This window comes from Fannyhessea vaginae DSM 15829 (assembly GCF_000159235.2).
Lineage (GTDB): Bacteria > Actinomycetota > Coriobacteriia > Coriobacteriales > Atopobiaceae > Fannyhessea > Fannyhessea vaginae.
This window is the reverse complement of the sequence record NZ_ACGK02000001.1, coordinates 369,456-388,223: the sequence shown is the minus strand read 5'-3', so window position 1 is coordinate 388,223 and position 18,768 is coordinate 369,456. Positions and strand designations below refer to the sequence as shown.

16 protein-coding genes are annotated in these 18,768 nt (G+C 42.8%); 5 read left to right on the top strand and 11 right to left on the bottom strand.

Annotated features, from left to right (window positions below; translation table 11 throughout):
* The first annotated feature begins 46 nt into the window (after window positions 1-46).
* Window positions 47-352 (top strand): hypothetical protein, encoded by a 306-nt coding sequence (locus HMPREF0091_RS01690; protein WP_010241795.1) that lies wholly within the window; start codon window positions 47-49, stop codon window positions 350-352.
* 41 nt (window positions 353-393) lie between these two features.
* On the opposite strand, the gene nhaA is transcribed toward HMPREF0091_RS01690, so the two are convergent.
* Complete coding sequence (gene nhaA / locus HMPREF0091_RS01685; protein ID WP_006302453.1) at window positions 394-1,761, bottom strand: Na+/H+ antiporter NhaA; 1,368 nt, start codon at window positions 1,759-1,761, stop codon at window positions 394-396.
* 261 nt (window positions 1,762-2,022) lie between these two features.
* On the opposite strand from nhaA, the gene HMPREF0091_RS01680 reads away from it, so the two are divergent.
* Window positions 2,023-2,892, top strand: a complete 870-nt coding sequence (locus HMPREF0091_RS01680; RefSeq protein WP_006302452.1) for a DegV family protein — start codon at window positions 2,023-2,025, stop codon at window positions 2,890-2,892.
* 151 nt (window positions 2,893-3,043) lie between these two features.
* Here the strand turns inward: HMPREF0091_RS01680 and HMPREF0091_RS01675 are convergent, their stop codons facing one another.
* From HMPREF0091_RS01675 to HMPREF0091_RS01640, 8 genes are all read right to left on the bottom strand, one after another.
* A complete protein-coding gene (locus HMPREF0091_RS01675) occupies window positions 3,044-3,529 on the bottom strand; it encodes an S-ribosylhomocysteine lyase (protein ID WP_006302451.1) in 486 nt (161 codons plus the stop codon).
* Between the two features lie 84 nt (window positions 3,530-3,613).
* Window positions 3,614-4,315: a 5'-methylthioadenosine/adenosylhomocysteine nucleosidase gene (locus tag HMPREF0091_RS01670; RefSeq protein WP_006302450.1), complete on the bottom strand. Its 702-nt coding sequence runs from the start codon at window positions 4,313-4,315 to the stop codon at window positions 3,614-3,616.
* A gap of 85 nt (window positions 4,316-4,400) precedes the next feature.
* Entirely contained in the window at window positions 4,401-7,007 is a 2,607-nt protein-coding gene (locus HMPREF0091_RS01665; RefSeq protein WP_006302449.1) for an ATP-dependent helicase, read from the bottom strand.
* A 106-nt stretch (window positions 7,008-7,113) separates the two neighbouring features.
* The gene (locus HMPREF0091_RS01660) at window positions 7,114-7,896 is read right to left on the bottom strand and encodes an amino acid ABC transporter ATP-binding protein (RefSeq protein WP_006302448.1); all 783 of its coding nucleotides are present in this window, start codon (window positions 7,894-7,896) and stop codon (window positions 7,114-7,116) included.
* Between the two features lie 9 nt (window positions 7,897-7,905).
* Window positions 7,906-8,769: an amino acid ABC transporter permease gene (locus HMPREF0091_RS01655; protein ID WP_006302447.1), complete on the bottom strand. Its 864-nt coding sequence runs from the start codon at window positions 8,767-8,769 to the stop codon at window positions 7,906-7,908.
* On the bottom strand, window positions 8,766-9,425 hold the full coding sequence (locus HMPREF0091_RS01650; RefSeq protein ID WP_006302445.1) for an amino acid ABC transporter permease: 660 nt from the start codon (window positions 9,423-9,425) through the stop codon (window positions 8,766-8,768). Before HMPREF0091_RS01650 ends, HMPREF0091_RS01655 begins: the two co-directional genes overlap by 4 nt.
* Window positions 9,426-9,486: 61 nt before the next feature.
* Entirely contained in the window at window positions 9,487-10,458 is a 972-nt protein-coding gene (locus HMPREF0091_RS01645; protein ID WP_006302444.1) for a transporter substrate-binding domain-containing protein, read from the bottom strand.
* A 312-nt stretch (window positions 10,459-10,770) separates the two neighbouring features.
* Window positions 10,771-11,673 (bottom strand): undecaprenyl-diphosphate phosphatase, encoded by a 903-nt coding sequence (locus tag HMPREF0091_RS01640; RefSeq protein ID WP_006302443.1) that lies wholly within the window; start codon window positions 11,671-11,673, stop codon window positions 10,771-10,773.
* A gap of 179 nt (window positions 11,674-11,852) precedes the next feature.
* Here HMPREF0091_RS01640 and HMPREF0091_RS01635 point away from each other — a divergent pair, with 179 nt between their 5' ends.
* The gene (locus tag HMPREF0091_RS01635; protein ID WP_006302442.1) at window positions 11,853-12,317 is read left to right on the top strand and encodes a universal stress protein; all 465 of its coding nucleotides are present in this window, start codon (window positions 11,853-11,855) and stop codon (window positions 12,315-12,317) included.
* A 155-nt stretch (window positions 12,318-12,472) separates the two neighbouring features.
* Window positions 12,473-13,528: a coiled-coil domain-containing protein gene (locus HMPREF0091_RS01630; protein WP_006302441.1), complete on the top strand. Its 1,056-nt coding sequence runs from the start codon at window positions 12,473-12,475 to the stop codon at window positions 13,526-13,528.
* 216 nt (window positions 13,529-13,744) lie between these two features.
* On the opposite strand, the gene HMPREF0091_RS01625 is transcribed toward HMPREF0091_RS01630, so the two are convergent.
* Window positions 13,745-14,749: a DMT family transporter gene (locus HMPREF0091_RS01625; RefSeq protein ID WP_396177026.1), complete on the bottom strand. Its 1,005-nt coding sequence runs from the start codon at window positions 14,747-14,749 to the stop codon at window positions 13,745-13,747.
* A gap of 218 nt (window positions 14,750-14,967) precedes the next feature.
* Here HMPREF0091_RS01625 and HMPREF0091_RS01620 point away from each other — a divergent pair, with 218 nt between their 5' ends.
* Window positions 14,968-17,991 carry an insulinase family protein gene (locus tag HMPREF0091_RS01620; protein ID WP_006302439.1) on the top strand — a complete coding sequence of 1,008 codons (3,024 nt, stop codon included), beginning with the start codon at window positions 14,968-14,970 and terminating at the stop codon, window positions 17,989-17,991.
* A 217-nt stretch (window positions 17,992-18,208) separates the two neighbouring features.
* On the opposite strand, the gene nrdG is transcribed toward HMPREF0091_RS01620, so the two are convergent.
* Window positions 18,209-18,757, bottom strand: a complete 549-nt coding sequence (gene nrdG / locus HMPREF0091_RS01615) for an anaerobic ribonucleoside-triphosphate reductase activating protein (protein WP_006302437.1) — start codon at window positions 18,755-18,757, stop codon at window positions 18,209-18,211.
* Between the last annotated feature and the right edge of the window lie 11 nt (window positions 18,758-18,768).

Below are 18,768 nucleotides of genomic sequence, written 5' to 3'. Positions count from 1 at the left end.
GGTCATTTTTTTAAGTATAACCCCTTTTGCTTGTTACCATGAACTCATGAAAAAGATTACCGTTCCACAACATAGCTGCAATCCTGCAGTTTACAGGCGCGGCAGCGCGCGTGCCGCCGAATATGGTGAGCTACAAAAGCTTGTAGATGCATTATACGCGCACAAGCCTTCTGGCTCTGTGACTAAAATTGATGTTGAAATGCGTGCAGAAATTGATGATTTAAGCGATGACTTATGCGAAGTTATTAAACTGCTCCCTGGAGGCTCGTATAAACGCAGCGTATTATGCGACCACTTAAATTCAATTATTACTGCTCATGGTTGGGGCTATGTCTATGGGTGCGTTGAATAAAACGCAACCCATAGACAATAAAAAATCTCAAATAATTTTCACTAAGCTTTCGCGCGTGCGTCTGCCTTTATTGCCTGCGCAACAAACACAAACAAAATGCCCACAACGCTTGCAACACATGAACCCATCAAGATGGCAAATTTAGCCGCCATAATTTCTTGCGGTACATCAAAGGCCAAACCAGAAATCAAAATTGACATCGTAAAGCCAAGAGCTCCCATGATACCAACTGCAATAATCTGAATCCAGTCAACATGCTTAGGCAGCTTAGCAAAACCAATTTTAACCAGTACAAACGTAACCGATATAATACCTATTGGTTTTCCAAGCGTTGCTCCTAAGAATACACCTTGAACAACAGGGTCGCTTGCAAGCGTAGAAAAATCGGTTCCCGTTAAACAAATCTGGGCATTCGTAAATGCAAATATCGGCAAAATTACAAAGTTAACTAAAACAGAAATATAACCTTCAACACGCTCAAGTGGAGGAGTTACATGGTGCATAATGCGTTCAATGCGCTGAGCATCATAGCTTACGTCGTGCTGTCCTAAAATATGAACATCTGTATCTAGGTGCTCATCAAGCATGTTTGTTTGATGGCTAAGCCAGCTATGCAGGTGTGAAAGACGGATATCGCTTTTAACTGGTAAGAAAAATGCCAAAATTACACCTGCAAGCGTAGGGTGAACGCCGGAATTATACATACAGATCCATAGAACAAAACCCACTATAAGATATGGCTTTGCAGAAAATATTTTTGCACGAGAAAGAAGCGCCAAACAAAGAATAACTCCTAGGGTAGCCGCGCACCAAACCACGTCTAAACTCTGTCCATAAAACAGGGCAAGTACTACAATTGCTAATAAGTCATCGGCAATAGCAAGTGTTTGAAAAAAGACTTTAGTCTGAGGAGCCACGCGCTTACCCAAAAGCGACATAACACCAAGAGCAAATGCAATATCGGTAGCAATAGGAATTGCCCATCCATGAACACTTTTTCCCCAGTTAAAAGCCGTATAGATAAGCGCTGGCACACACACTCCACCAACAGCTGCCAGCATGGGCAAGAGTGCTTGACGGGGTCGTCTAAGCTGTCCTACGACCATTTCGTATTTTAGTTCTATACCAACAAGTAAAAAGAAAATGGCCATTAAGAAGTCATTAATGAAAGCTTCAAATGTCATAGACACATAAAAATTGGCGATCCAAATGCCCAAGCTTTGAGTAAACGCATGATGTACGCTGGCATATAACGGGGTATTGGCAACAATAACCGCGCATAGAGCAGCTGCAACCATAACAGCCGCAGCGAGTGTACCGTCTGAGCTGAGAGCCTCAAACGGCGTTCGCTTGATAACACGTGCAATAACCGAAGGCTCTTTAATAGTGGTGGATAAACGCTGTTTCATAATGTGCACTTACTCCTAAACTTTTATATTGAGGTAATGTATAAATACCTGAATGTGTATGCATATATACTATCAAACAGTCGACGTTACGGCTCTAAATTTGATACATGCCAAGGTTAAAACATAGAATTTATTTGATAGGTTTATTTTTTGTTTACATAGTATACTTATAGTTATTGAATTACCGTGCAATTTGGTAGAAAACTATCAAATTCATGAGAAAATACCCATAAAGATAATTTAGCCTCAACTGGAGGATGCATGAATAATCAACATATTGCATGTATAGTAGATTCTGGCTCTGACGTTGCCGAGTCATTCGTACGCGCACACGACATCATTGTGGTGCCACAACGTATTACCTATTCAGACGGTTCAACATATGAGAGCTGCGTGAATATTTCTTCATCAGAAATTCTTACACGTTTAGATAAAGAAATTCCTACTACATCTCTACCCTCACCCGACAGAATACACAGAGCTCTTGTGAGCGCACGTGAGGCAGGTTATACCAAAGCAGTAATCTTTACGATTGCAAGCAAACTTTCAGCAACGTATGAAACTATGCGTATGGTTGCCGACCAAATGAGTGACTTTCCCACGCTTGTTGTTGATACGCGCCTTGTAGGTATGGTATCGGGTATGGTAGTAGAGCGTGCGGTAGAACTCATTGAACAAGGTACTCCATTTGAAGCGCTTGAAGAAAAAATTGAAGCGTACATAGAGCATTCACGTGTATTTTTCTGTGCCAAAACACTTGATTACGTCTATAAAGGCGGACGAATCAATGCTGCAATTTATAACATCAGCAAGGTATTAAACATCAAGCCGATTCTTACCTGCGACGAGAGCGGCGCATACGCTATCAAGAAAAAGGCGCGCGGATGGGACAAGGCGCTCGATACCCTTGTTGCGCTGGTAGAAGATTACGCAAACCGCTGGGGTAAGGTTCGTATAGCAATTTGTACAACAGAGAAAAACAGGGAACTTTTCGAGCATTTTAATAAGCGTTTGCAAGCTGACATTAAAGATGTAGCAGGTATCGAACATGCAGATATAACCCCTGAACTGCTTGTTCATACCGGTCCCGATTTAATTGGCTTAGGCATTCAAAAAGTACTCGATAACTAAAAGCGCACGTAAATCATAGGTATAGAACAACTGATTTTTTGCCTATGATGTTGCATATATAGCAACACTTAAATTTTTACCCTCAAATGAACCGTTTGAGGGTATTTTTATTAAGCTTCGTCTTATATGAATGATGTAGATTCTCAGATGCTTACGCAGGATAATTCATGTGCGCGTTATCTATGTGAAGCAACGTTTGCTCAAGAAAACGCTTTGCCCACCATTTTGCCATAGGCAAATCACTATCATGCCAGTTACCACATTCTTTGGGTAAAGCTCCTGGAACTGTACCTTCATGGGTTGCCATACTTGAAAACAACTCGCACAACAGGTCAATAACATCTTGCGTTTGATATGAGCCAAACAATAAAAGGTAAAAACCTGTTCTACAGCCCATAGGGCCAAAATATAAAACACGCGACGCCCATGCTTTGTTATTGCGCAGATACGTGGCTCCCATATGCTCCAACGCATGCAAAGCCGCCGTATCAATAACAGGCTCGCGATTTGGAGCGCACATGCGAATATCAAAGGTAGTTACCTCATACGAAGTATTTGGATAGGTATCGCGTCGTGACACATACACACCAGGCTCTAAAAGCTCGTGATTAACGGTAAAACTTGCAATCTTTTCCATCAAACTCACCTCATTTGTATCGCGCAAAACATTAGTCGTGCATAAACTGCATATAACATAACTCGTAGAGCTGATGATGCTGCCTTACAGCGTCAAAAGCATGTGCTCAATAATCCGCGCATTATCATGCGCTGTTTGTTTTTCAAACTTAGGATAATCAACTCCCGATTCTTCATCGGCATTATCAGAAATGGTACGCATAACAACAAAGGGAATATGATTCAGATAGCAAGTCTGTCCAATTGCAGCACCTTCCATCTCGCAACAAAGCGCGCCAAACGCTTGCACAATGTCGGTTTTTCGGTCGCTCGTATGCACAAATTGATCTCCTGACGCAATGCATCCCATGTAACAGTGTATATCTGGACGAGCAGAACGTATGGCTTTATCTGCAGCAACTATAAGCTCATCAGACGCTTTAAAGGTGAGTGTGTCCATACCAGGAATTTGTCCTAGGGGGTACGACAAGTTGCTTACATCAAAATCGTGGTGCACCACCTCCGTTGAAACCACAACGTCACCAACCGTTAAGCGCAAATCCAAAGCGCCAGCTATGCCCGTGTTGATGATTGCGTCCACGTGATAGATATTACATAGGATCTGAGCACAAATACCTGCATTTACTTTGCCGATACCACTTTGAACCACCACAACTTGCTTGCCGCACAACACGCCTTCAAAAAAGTCCATAGACGCAAAACGTGTGTGGCGCGTCTGCTGCATATGTTCTACCAGAAGTTCGGTTTCAACTTTCATAGCACCGATAATGCCATACGTTTGAATCATATAACCTCTTTCGCAAAATACGTGGCACGTAGTTAAGATTGTTTTACAGAAATGCCACCGGTGTCTGTTTTAAGATGACATGCGTTTAATCTAACTTAACCAAAGGAGCAAAACCTTTCATGAGCTTCTTGGTTTTACCCGTCTTTTCAAAAAATACTTCCACGGTATCGCGTGTTTCGCTTCTTACAACACCTATGCCAAACGTTTTATGAGAAACGCGATCACCGCGCTTAAAGGATGTAAGCACTTGGGCGCTATCTTTTTGTATGCCAGCAGCTTGAGATTGCGTACTTGTTCCCGTAGAGCGCGTATACGAACCAAACACGTGTCCACCATAGACATCTTGACCTCTGCCCGACCCAAACGTTCCGTGCCGATCTCCACGCTTTTCCCAACCAACGCCTGTAAAGCCCGACGAGCCAACGCCTGTTGCATGTATGTCTTCTTCGGGGATTTCGTTTAAAAAGCGACTTTTGGGGTTAGTTTGCGTACTACCAAACATATGTCTTACGCTTGCATAGCTTAAAAATAAGCGTTTACGTGCACGTGTAATGGCAACATAGGCAAGACGGCGTTCTTCTTCGATTAAAGATTCGCTTCTATCAAATGCTACATGAGGGAAAATGCCATCTTCCATTCCTGCAACAAATACCACAGGAAATTCCAAACCTTTAGCAGCATGTACCGTCATCATAGTAATAGCACTTGTTTGACCAGAAAGCGTATCAAGATCTGAACGCAGGGCAAGCCATTCGATAAATGCAGCTAAATTGGCGTCAACCGCACCCTGATCGGCTGTGTGCTCAGAAGCAGCCACTTGGACCGTGTCAAGTGTTTGTGAGTTGCCTTGCTGATTGACGGCTATAATGTCTTTTACCTGCGCAGATGGACGAGCATTTACAGCAGACGACGCTTGAGAATCCAAAGTGGGCACACCCAACTCATCTAACTGTTGACTATCAATTAAACCTGCTTCGGCAAGGTCTTGCAAACTCATCAGAGTTTCTTCCATATTGTCGTGCGATGCTTCAAATTCTGCAGCAACGCTTAAAAACTCTTGAATGTTTTCGATTCGAGATTCGGCCTCAACACTACCCTCGCTTTTAAGTGCATCAACAAGATGTGTTTCGTCCAAAATTGCCGAAACAACTTTCGACAAATCTCCATGCATAGTCTGCGCTTTTTGAATGCACGATACAAACTCAGAAAGTTTGGTGCGCAAACGAGCATTAAGAAGATCTTTTTCATCGCAACAAGCACATACTGCCTCGAAAAACGAGATATTTCGATCATTGGCATATGACTGGATTTTATCAATAGATGTTGTACCAATACCTCTGCGCGGTGTATTGATAATGCGCAAAACACTCACATCATCAAAGGGATTAACCACAACTTTGAGATATGCAAGCACATCTCTAATTTCTGCACGGTCAAAGAATCGCGTACCACCCACAATTTTATACGGCACACCCGCGCGTAAAAACATATCTTCTAAAATACGAGATTGCGCGTTCATACGATAAAACACTGCTATATCGCTATACGCACACCCGCTGTCATGGAGCTTCTCAATTTCGGCACCAATCCAGCGACCTTCATCGCGCTCATCAGAAGCCTGAAACACCTCAACCTTTTGACCATCGCCTGCTTTGGTAAACAGCTCTTTTGCTTCGCGCCTTGAATTATGCTTGACTACCGCATTAGCAGCATGCAAGATATGCCCTGTTGATCGATAGTTTTGTTCGAGCTTTACCACATGAGCCTGCGGATAGTCTTTTCTAAACGACAAGATATTAGTAATATCAGCTCCACGCCAAGAATAAATGGATTGGTCGTCATCACCTACAACCATTAAATTTTGATATTTGCGTGCCAACAAATTGGTAAGTGCATATTGGACAGCATTGGTGTCTTGATACTCATCAACACTGATATATTTAAAAATATTTTGATAGTATTCCAAAACATCAGGGTTTTTAGAAAACAACTCGTACGTTTTGACTAATAAATCGTCAAAATCCATTGCATTTGCCGTGCGCAAACGTTGTTCAAATATACGATAAACTTCTGCAGTAGTTTCAAGCAGCGCAGATCCCCCCGCAGTCTCTTCCATATCTTGAGGCGTCTGAGCAGCATTTTTTGCCTGAGAAATACGCTCGCGAATGGCATTTGGTGCATATTTTTTGGGATCAAGATTCAAATCGCCCATAATATGCTTAATCAAGCGTTTGGTATCGTCGGTATCATAAATAGTGAAATTTTTTGAATATCCCAAGCGCTCAGCGTGCGTGCGCAAAATTCTTACGCACATGGCGTGAAAGGTGCTCACCCACATACCTTGTGTTCTGCCGGGAAGCAGCGCTTCTATACGCTCGCGCATTTCTTTTGCAGCTTTATTGGTAAAAGTAATTGCAAGAATAGACCAAGGACTTACCCCTTGCTCCTCAATAAGGTATGCAATGCGATACGTTAAAACACGCGTTTTGCCCGAACCTGCCCCTGCAAGTACCAAAAGAGGGCCTTGAGTGCACAACACGGCCTGTTTTTGTTGCGGATTAAGAGAATCTATATCTACCCTACTTTGTCGCGTGCGCGGCAAAGCGTCACGTTTACCACTTTGATGACTATGGGACATATCAGCATTAAAATCCTGTGGGGAAAACAATGTATCTTGAGCAACTAACGCCATGCACATCTCCAAAATCAAATGGTGGCTGCACAAAATATGCAGCCACTACACTACTATTTCTTTTTTAGTTTACACGCATAGCGCGACATTAATTGGAATTGCATGCTTAGTGATTGGTAATAGAGTCCAAAAAGTCCTGCGCACGCTGGGTTTTTGGCTGAGCAAAGAATTCTTGTGGAGAAGCTTCCTCCAAAATTTGTCCATCAGCCATAAACACAATTCGATCGGCAACACGGGCAGCAAAATTCATCTCATGGGTTACAACAACCATGGTCATGCCCTCTTTTGCCAACGAAACCATAACATCAAGTACTTCATTGATCATTTCGGGATCAAGTGCACTGGTAGGCTCATCAAACAGCATAACTTCGGGGTGCATTGCAAGCGAGCGAGCAATCGCCACACGTTGCTGCTGGCCGCCAGAAAGCTGGGCGGGAACTTTATGCACCTGTGCTTCTACACCTACGCGCTTCAAAAGCTTTAAAGCTTCAGCTTGTACCTCGTCTTTTGGTCGTTTAAGAACGGCAATTGGCGCCATGCACACGTTATCGAGGATACTTTTATGTGCAAACAAGTTAAACGACTGAAAAACCATGCCAATACGGCTTCTCATTGCTGCAAGTTCTTTTCCCTCTTGAGGTAAAGGTTCGCCATCAAGCAGTATCGAGCCCGAATCAATGGTTTCAAGACGATTAATTGTTCTACATAAGGTAGACTTTCCCGAACCAGAAGGGCCAATAATTACAACCACTTCACCTGCTTTGATAGAGAGGTTTATGTCTTTTAATACATGTAATTTACCAAAATATTTATTCACCGATTTAAACTCAACAACAGGAATATCCTGAGAAGATTTTGGCGTTACTTCGGCTTGTTTCATATCTTCCATACCGACTCCCTAAATTTCGCTCATTTCAACCGACAAATCAACTTTGGAGCTTGATACCGGCACACTTGTCTTTTTGGTATACCACTTAGAAATGTTGTTAAGCGACCAGTTAATTGCAATATAGATAAGCGCAACAATCAAATACACCGAAACAAGCGCATCGTAATTGGTAATAAGAACCCGTGCGTTTTGCAACAAATCGGGATAACTTACAACATAGGCAACCGTGGTGTCTTTCACGACAACAACGAGCTGTGCTATAAGCGCTGGAATAACGTAGCGAATTGCCTGCGGCAAAACAACCTTTTGTAACACTTGGGCACGAGTAAAACCAAGCGCATACGCTGCTTCCTTTTGACCTTTTGCAACAGCATGTACGCCCGAGCGAAAGACCTCCGCCAAAACAGCTGCCGCGGCACACGCCACAGGTAGCGCAATCATCCAAAACGAAGGCATTTTAATACCGTATTGCGGAATTACCAAGAAACAAAAGTAAATGAGCAAAAGACTTGGCACTCCACGGAAGAAATCGATACATATACGTGCTGGAATCTTAAGAAAACGGTTATGACTTATACGGCAAAGCATAAGCACAAGGCCAAGCAATAAAGAAAGAACTCCTGCTACAAGAGCAATCGAAAGCGTACCAACAAGACCTTGTAATAAAAAGATCCACGTTGTTGGTAACAAAAAGAAATTCCAAAATCGAGGTGCCAATTGACCGGTTATGTAAAAACGATACACAATACTTGCCACAAATGCCGCAAGCACAATTAAAGACACAAAGGTGATAATTGAAACCAATCGTTTGGTTTTAGGGCCAGGCTGCTCAAAGAGCGCGTCACGAACCGATGTGTAAGAATTAGTATTCATCGTTTAATTCTCACCATCCTGTCCAGTTTATTTCCTGCATACGCAACCACAATTGAAGCAGAGACGTAGCCAAAGGCGGATATGGCAAATGCAGCAACTCCACCTACGGCGCGCGTGTTAATGTAGGAAACCAGTCCGGTAAGCTCCTGCGGAACGAGCGGCACCTGAGAAGCAATTGCCGTAGTTAATATCAACGCAATCAAAAGATTAGTCATAGGAAGCACGCACGAACGCAACGCTTGGGGCAAAATAACAGCCCTCAAACTCTGCATAAACGTAAAGCCAAGTGAGCGAGCTGCCTCGATTTGACCTAAAGCAATGGTATTGATACCTGTCATAATATTTTCCGAGGCAAATGCCGCACCAATAAGTGCTGCCGTTACCATAACGCAGGCATCATACGGCAAAATAATCTTTAAATTTGGAAGAGCATAAACCACAATGACAAGTAAAGAAATTGCAGGTATATTACGAAATATATGTACGTACGCATCCCCTGTTAAACGCAGTGGATAAATAGGGCTTATACGCATAATCGAAACAATGCATCCAAGAAGAGTGGCACTTACATACGAAATAAGTGCCATCTTCATAGTAACTGTCCACGCCATTAGATACATCGAACCATACGTAGCCCATAATTCTTGAAATCCCATTATTCCTCGCTTATGAACAACCCTACGATGCTATAACTTAACAAGACGTATCTTTACGTGCCTACACTCCTATTGAAGGTGGAGTAGGCACTTTGGTAGCCTCGGTGCGGTTGCCAATTGCAACTTTCCATAGTTCTGCCCATAAACCAGCATCTTCAACCTTTTTAAGGAACGTGTTAACAAAATCAACACCATCGCTGTTAAGAGGAAGTCCAATGCCGTAATAATCAACCGGGCCAAAAGACTCTCCTACCAGCTTGTATTTGCCTGGATTTCTAACAATTGAACCGCGTTGCATGGTTTCATCAATAACATAGGCGTCTACTCTACCTTGCGAAAGTGCGTTTCGAGCCTCTTCGTCGGTAGTGAACTCTTGAACTTTTGCCTCGGGCGCAAGCTGCTCTAAAATCGTAGGACCTGTAGAACCCGACTGTGCTGCAACATTTTTCTGAGCAAGATCGGACAACCCATTAATAGTAGTGTTGGACTGAGCAACCATAATCCCTTGTTGCGTAGAATAATAAGGGCCAGCAAATGACACAGCTTTTTTGCGAGCATCCGTTATGGAATACGTTGCAAATACAACATCAACCTGCTCGTTTTGAAGAACCGACTCACGCGTATTAGACGTAACCAAGGTAAGATCGCTCTTTGACTCATCACCTAAGACATAGCGCGTAAGTAATGAAACCAAACCTGCATCAAAACCACGAATTTTTCCATCAGCTTCGTCAAGAGACGCAAATAGAATAGAAGTTTTTACACCACCAACACGAAGTTTTTGTGCTTTTGCCACCTGGCTTGCCCATGTGCTTTTATCAATATCGGCTTGCGAAGCCACAGGACCTTGTGCAATAAGCGCGTCAAATGCTTCTTTATCGATACCTTTAACTGTTGGTTGGTCTTGTGAGGGGGTAACATCTTGTGGTGTACAGGCTGCTTGGGATAATCCAACCAAACAGCATGCTCCGCCCAAACCTAAGCGAAGAGCTTGTCGTCTTGTGACCGAAGTGTTGAATAACGAAAACGCCATATTGCTACCTCCTTTTGCTTACATCTATAGGTTTGTATCCCAAACCTACAACAAAGCGTTACGAATACTTATATACCACCGTTATGCACACCAACGTGCACGTTCGCGCAAGACGCTCATAACGGCTACGGCGTATGGGATAATTATAGTACCCAACAAATATTGTATCCGTGTACACAAAACCATAATTTCCTAATCTGAAACGTTAAACTCACACGACCTACATGAACACGTAATAATTATGAATTTAGATACAATATTTAAGATATTTTATGGTATAATTATGCATAATTTGTATATAGACTGACGATATTATATAAGCCAAAAATATGTAGCAACGGCAATACCAAGCGCAATTCGATACCACCCAAAAATCGAAAAGTCATGGCGTTTAATATAACGCATAAGGAATTTAACCACTGCCATAGATACTAAAAACGCTACTAAACATCCCACCGCGAGCGTAGCAGCTTCCATTGTTGAAAAGGTATTCCCCTTTATAAAAAACTTTACCAATCGCAATCCAGACGCTCCCACCATAACAGGAACTGCTAAATAAAACGTAAATTGCGCGGCAACACTGCGCGAACAGCCCATAAGCAGCGCTCCAATAATGGTAGAGCCAGAACGCGAAGTACCTGGAATAATAGAAAGCACTTGAAAACATCCGATTCCAATAGTTTGTTTCCAGCTTAAATTATCTATAGCGTGTGTAGTAATGCGTTTGTCTAAAAACGTGTGCCTGCGCTGTTCGCTCTGTACTGCTTTTGCATGTTTGCCCTTGTGCATAGCAAGATTACTCTGCGAATCTCTAAGGCACAAAAACACAACACCGTATACAACCAGCGCAGCAGCAATGACAAACGGACTGCTAAGATGTTCATCCATCCAATCGTCCAAAGGAATACCTATAACCGCCGCGGGTATACAGGCAACTATAATTTTTGCCCACAAAGTCCAAATGGTGTTTCGCTGTAGTTTAGTAAGCGAAAAGCCAAATGGGTTAAGCTCCTTAAAAAAGGACACACACACCGCTAAAATTGCACCAAGCTGTATAACCACCAAAAACATATGCCAAAATGCTGGTGACACATCAAGAACCACAAATTTTTCGAGCAAAAGCATATGGCCTGTTGAGGAAATGGGTAGCCATTCGGTAATACCTTCGACAATTCCAAATAGCAATGCTTTTAAAAGCTCGATCATAGCAGGCATGGCACTCCTTATCCTCACATAACAATTGCTTGTTGCTATAGCATAACTTTTACAGAACAATTTTTACCGTTAACAAAAATGTGACACAAAAAACGCTTAGAATCATATAAACTTGCACATAAAGATACCTCATGACCAGTATGTCTATATATGATGGTCGCGTACTTTAGGAGGATGTTATGGCTGTCCAACAACAAAGTGATCAAGAAAAGCTTGGCTACTCAACCATTTTCGTAGCACTTGATGGATGCGAACATCAAGATTACGTACTCCAAAAGGCGGCAGAATTTGCACGTAATTACCATGCTGAATTAGTTATCGGTCATGTTATAGACGCGTCTGCACTCGAAACCGCAAGTACGTATCCCGCCGATATTTTGCATGGGCTCGAAGAAGGTTTTAAGTCTTCAATAGCCAAACAGGTAGAAGATCTCAAAGCAGATAAAGACATACAAGGTGTACGTGTACTTATTCGCGCAGGTCGTATTCGTGAAACGCTTAAGGAAGATATGCTCGATATAGTAACCCCCGATTTAATTATCTGTGGCGCACGCGGACTTTCTTCAATTAAATATGCACTTCTAGGTTCAATTTCTACATTTTTAGTTAGATATCCCAAATGCGATACCCTTGTTATTAAGTAGATATCCATATATAAACATCCACATAATGTCCATGCTCACATGGAAAGTAGATGAGAGTGACATATTTAAGGTAATATATAAGGCTAACGAGTCTACAACGGATTACTAACAATCAGCACAGATGTTGAGTGCTGCAGTTACAGGAGATCATTACAATGCATAAAGCATGGTATGGTTTCGCCTCTATCTTGTTGGCCGTTTGTGTCGTATGCTCATCTTCTTCTATGATATTTGCAGAGCAAACGGATGACAACACAGTTGATCAACTGCAACAAGAGGTGGAACAATCAGCAAAAGCTTTACAGCAAGCGCAAGAACAGGCAACTCAAGCAGAGCAAAAAGTTCAAGAAAATAGTAAAAAATTACAAGAATTACAGCAAGAGCTGCCAAACCTTAAAGCACAAGCTGCTCATTCTATTCATACTATGTATAGAATGAGCAGGTCGAGCTCATCTTTACTTGAGATGCTCTTATCGGCACCAGATTTTAATAGCTTTATTTCACTTATGCAGTACCTGAATATTATTCAAACTAAAAATAATGACGCTATAAGTAAATTGCTTGAAACCGTAAACGACGTTACAAGCACTCAAAAAGAACTTGAACAAGATAAACAAGAAAAAGACCAAGCGGTTGCGGATGCATCATCAACCATGAATAAGGCAATAGAGGCACGCACACGCGCTCAACAAGCAGCTGCTGCACGTGCAGAAGCAGAAGCGGCTGCCGCAAAAGCAGCCGAAGAAAAAGCACGCCAGGCCGAAGGTTCAACGTTTACGACCGCTTCGGGCAATACCGTTACGGTAGACGCACCAAATTCACCATTATCACAGGTAAATATGGGTACTGATCGAGACTCATTTGTTACCAAATGGGCAAGCCGTATCAATTCATATTTAAGCGGTTCTCCTCTTGCAGGACATGGCCAAACCTTTGCCGAAGCAGCATGGGATAACGGCGTTGACCCTCGATGGTCGCCTGCAATCTCTACGGTCGAAAGCTCCAAAGGCGCGGTCTGTTTTAGACCGCATAATGCTTGGGGCTGGGGCGATGCTAGCTGGGGCGACTGGGACACGGCTATTAGAGCACATGTCTCGGGACTTGCGCGCGGATATGGCGGAGGACTTACCCCTTCTGCAGCGCGTAAATACTGCCCACCTAATCCCGACTTCTGGTACAGCCGTTGCAGCGAAGAAATGAGCCGTATATAGCGGCTAATAACAGCAGATAATAGACTTACACCCCTTTAATTTGTGTGCATACGATCAAAGTAAAGGGGTGGTTTATGTCCTAAGGATTTCTGCTTTGGGCAACTCATGAACAGCGTTTTGAGCAACTTAATCTTGAGCAGGCTTGTTTCATACGGTTTCTCTTTGGCGTTTTTGTTTTTGAATGTGTTTTAGTTTTTGCAAACAGTCATACAAAGCTTATGCAGTTAAGAACACCATGATAATGATAAGCGCAAAGCCAAATAGCTCGCCAGGTGAAAACATTGTACCCATTACAAGCGCAGTTGAAATTGTTGCAGCAAGTGGCTCACTTGTTCCTAGCATAACACCTTTAACCGAGCCAACTTCTTTAACACCTTCAAGAAAGAGCGCATACGCTCCAAACGTTCCTAAAACAACCGTAAAAACAAGATACAGCGTTCCTGTTACTCCAAAATGAGGAATAGAATTCCACGGTTGCACATAACATGCAAGCATAAGACCTGCGCATAAAAATGCAAGACCATTCACGACAAAATTTCCGTAACGATTCATAAGCTTAATTGGCTGAATAGCCAAAATCGCAGCAGCAGTTGCGCACGCCATACCCCACGCAAGACCTTCAAGTGGCAGCTTAAGCTGTGTTGGGTCACCACCTGTTGAAATAAAATATGTTCCAACAACAGCTAAGCACAAACCCCACGCTTCACGGCGGCGTGGCAGGCGCTTATTGGTAACGCAGACATAGAGCATAACTAAAACCACGCCTAAGTTTTGCAAAATAGTAGCAGTTGCCGAATTGGTCCAAAAGATTGCTTCAAGATACGACACTTGAGAAAGCAAAATCACATCAAACGCCATCACGACCATCATGATGAGTGCATGTTTTGAGTGAAGCGCGTCGCGCAGTTGGCGCGGCGTTTGCCTACTGGCAAGGCCTAAAAACAGTATTGCGGTAAAAATTTCGCGCACACAGGCAAGCCACATCGGAGTTACTGCATAGGTATCCATAATAACTTTAGAAAGTGTTGCATTCATACCCCAAAGACTTCCGCCTAAAAGGGTAAGCACGATACCATATGCCAGTCGATGTTGTGCTTTAAAACGTATAAAGTTGGAATGCAACTTATCTGTATAATGAGCTACACACAAAGGGCGCCAACCATGTGAGCGATGTTCTTCTACGTGCTCTGTTAAAGCATTCACATGCTGACGATTCAACACTTCCTCCTCTTATGTGCGCGCCATCACCAATCACCAAGCGCATATTTTATACAAAATTTTTTATATAAATACGTTATAAACATATCGTAGTGTTTGCCCGCTTACTCAAACTTTTATTGACCTTCACAACATTCATATGTGAGGTTCACGAATAATCGGCGGCATGCTTAGCAATCCTGTACAATAACTTCAAAACATACATTCGATAAGGAGTGCACATGCATACCGTTCATGCACACAACCACACTACTAACCATCAAAATAATTTGGATGATCGTTTGAACACACACCAGTCTGTACAAGATTTTACGCAGCCAATAGCTGAGCTTACCGTTGGAACAGTCCATCATAATTTTGAGGTTATAGACGTACAAGAACTTTCCGAATTAAACGGATACGCATATATATTTACCCACAAGCCTTCCAAAGCTCGTGCGCTTTGGATCGCATGCGCCGATAATAATAAGTCGTTTACCATTGGTTTTAAGACACCTCCCACAGACTCAACTGGAGTATTTCACATACTTGAACACTCGGTACTTTGCGGTTCGCAAAAATATCGTGTTAAGGAGCCCTTTGTTCATCTGCTTAAAACCAGCATGCAAACGTTTTTAAACGCAATGACGTTCCCCGACAAAACTATCTATCCAGTATCAAGTACCAACCAAAAAGATCTTATGAACCTCACCGATATTTATTTAGATGCGGTTTTGCACCCCAATATTTATCACGAGCCTCATATTTTTGAACAAGAAGGTTGGCATCTTGAAGCGCAAGATTCGCAAAGTCCATTTTCGTATAACGGAGTTGTCCTGAACGAAATGCGAGGGAGCCTATCCAACCCCGATACCATGGCTTATCACAAGCTCAACGAGGCGCTATTCCCCGATACCTGCTATAAATATGTGTCTGGGGGCGATATTAACCATATCCCCGATTTAAGCTATGAGGCATTTTTAGACGCACACGCACGTCATTACAAACTTGATAATAGCTACACCATTTTGTATGGCAACTTATCCATAGATGCCATGCTTAATAAAATCAACGAACATTTTATACACGCAGACGAGCGTACACAACAAGCTCCTAACAAGCTAGAGCTTCAAAAGAGTGTTACGCCCAAGCTCACACAATTTACCATGAAAACAACGCCTGACAATGCGGTTATCAATCTTGGTTATGTGATTGGCACATATCAAGACAGAAACCGCGTTCTAGCGGCATCGATCATAAGCGATGTACTTTGTTCAACCAACGAAAGTCCTTTGAAAAAGGCAGTTTTAGACGCAGGATTAGGTAGCGACGTAAGTTGTGCCGTGGTAGACGGATGCTTACAGCCACAACTCATTTTCCAACTCAAAGGAGCACGCCCTCAAAGTGCGCATAAGTTTCGCGAGCTTATCGAAACAAAGTGCGCGCAATATGCACAGACAGGACTTGATAAGGCTCGTATTCAAGCAGCACTTTCGCAAACCGAATTTATCCTACGTGAAGGCGATTGGGACAACTATAGCGACGGCGTTGCTATTTCAATTCAGGCTCTTAACGGCTGGCTTTATAACGACGCGGCAGCACTTGATTATTTGCGCTATCAACATGGTATTGACGAGATGAAAGCAGGGCTCGAACACGGTTACTTTGAAAAACTGTTGGAAAGCATTGTATGCAAAAGTACGCATAATGCCGAAGTTGAGCTTATTGCAGTAGCAGATATGGATACCACTGAAGAACAAAAATTGCAAAAACTCAAAGATGTAAGCTCTGATGAAGAAATTGAACGGCTGATTGCTCATACGCAGGAGCTTAAACGTCTGCAGGAAACCCCAGATTCCCCCGATGCGCTGGCAACGCTTCCGCAACTCCACGTGAGCGATATTGACGCGGCGCCCAAAGAAACACCTGTTCAGCTTGAGCAACACCACAATATCTCGTATCTATATCACGATATTGCTACTCATCAAATTGCATATCTGTATGCTTATTTTGACCTAAGCTGTATTGAATACCGCGATATGTGTTATGTAGGCATTTTGCAAGAAGTTCTTGGTAAGCTTTCAACTTCAACGTACAGTGCCGATGAACTTGACGTAGCTTGCGAGCGTAAGCTGGGCGAATGTTCAGCGTTTTGTAGTATATATCATAATTTTAATGATCTCTCAAAGGTTTATCCTTACTTTGTTGTGCATGCAAGTGCACTGAGTGAGAATATCAACCACCTCATTGAGTTGCCAAGCGATATTTGGACGAACACACAATTTAGTGAACTTGATAAGATTAAGTCTTTGCTCACTCAACGCAAAATAAGCATGGAGCAGGGCTTTATTTCTTCCGGTCATGCATGTGTATCCGAAAGGCTTGCGTCCAAACGCATTCCAAGTGCGGCGTTAGTAGATCAAATTGAAGGCGTTTCTCATTACATATTCTTAAAAGAGCTTTTGGACAACTGGGAATCATCAAAAGAAAGCGTGGCAAAAAAGTTGTCACAACTTGCGCAAACGCTTTTTACCGCAAACAATGTACAAGTGAGCTTTACAGGATCAAAAGACGACTATCAGCGTTTTATAAGCCATCGTATGCAATTTGTAGGCGAGGGCTCGCCAAATGCAAGCGAGGAGCACAGCTCTAAAAATGTATTAAGCATCCCTGCACTTCATCCACAAAACGAAGCGTTTATTATACCTTCACACGTCAATTTTGTAGGCGCCGATTGCGCAGACGTTCATTTTGACGCACAAACAATTGGCGCTTCACTTATAAGCGCGCGCGTTTTGTCGCTTGACTACCTATGGAATAATGTTCGCGTGTTAAGCGGAGCATATGGATGCGGATTTACGCGCACAGCTTATGGGTATAGCCGCTTTTGGTCATATCGCGACCCCTCTATTGACACAACACTTACAACCTATGCTAAAAGCTTTGAATGGTTGCGTGCATGGGATCCAACACAAAGTGAACTTGAAGGCTATATTGTTTCGTGCACGGCGTCACTTGACGCGCCGATTAAACCCTACGCTCAAGCACGCCGCCAAGATTCTGAAATTTTAAGTCATAAACCACAAAACTGGCAGGAAATGATTCGCGCGAGTCAGCTCACCTGCACAAGCAAAGACATACACGATCTTGCAACAAAATGGATAGACGATGCCCAAAACATGAATGTATGCGTTTTTGGCTCGCAAGAAAGCGTTGATTCATCCGATGTTGTGTTTGATAAGGTCATCAAACTCATCGACGCATAAACGCATATAAAGAGTGTAGTTATAAACTCAACAGCATAAACGAGTTTAAAACCTACCTAAGCCAAATCACGTGTGCTTAGGTAGGTTTTATTTTTTGAGTGAGTGAATGTGTTATTTTATACGCGTTTTTGCGTGCGCTTTATCTAAAACTTCACAACGCGTCGTCACAGCACGATATTGCAGCGCAATGTTACAGTGCGCCGTCACAACACACACGCTAATCCCACGTGTGCGAATCAAAAAGCGGATCATCGTGCCACAAAATAACGCGATTTTGCGCTAAAGATTGAGGAACATCTATTAAACGTTGATTGGCTGAACCCCTAAATCTCAGCGTTATATCTTTTTGTGCTTGAATAAAAGGGCCGTCAACTAAAACATCAAGCGTTTTAAGGATTCTCATGGTAAAAGGCGTATATTGACAACCTCCAGGCATAAGCTGATCCCAGGTGTGACCGGTATACATCCATATACTTTTTTGAGGAAACAGATTATGAACGCGCTCCATAAAGTCTACCAAACCCTCTTGATTCTCGGGCTCGGTGGGTTCTCCTCCCAAAACCGATAAACCGTCTATATATACCGGCTTTAAGCTTTCGATAATAGTATCTTCAACGTCTTTGGTAAATGGAGTTCCCGCATGAAAATTCCACGCTGCCTCATTAAAGCAAAACGGACAATGCAGACGGCAACCAGAAACAAACAAAACGGTTCTTACGCCAGTACCATTGGCAACATCGCAATATTTAATGGTGGCATAATTCACATTCGTTCCTG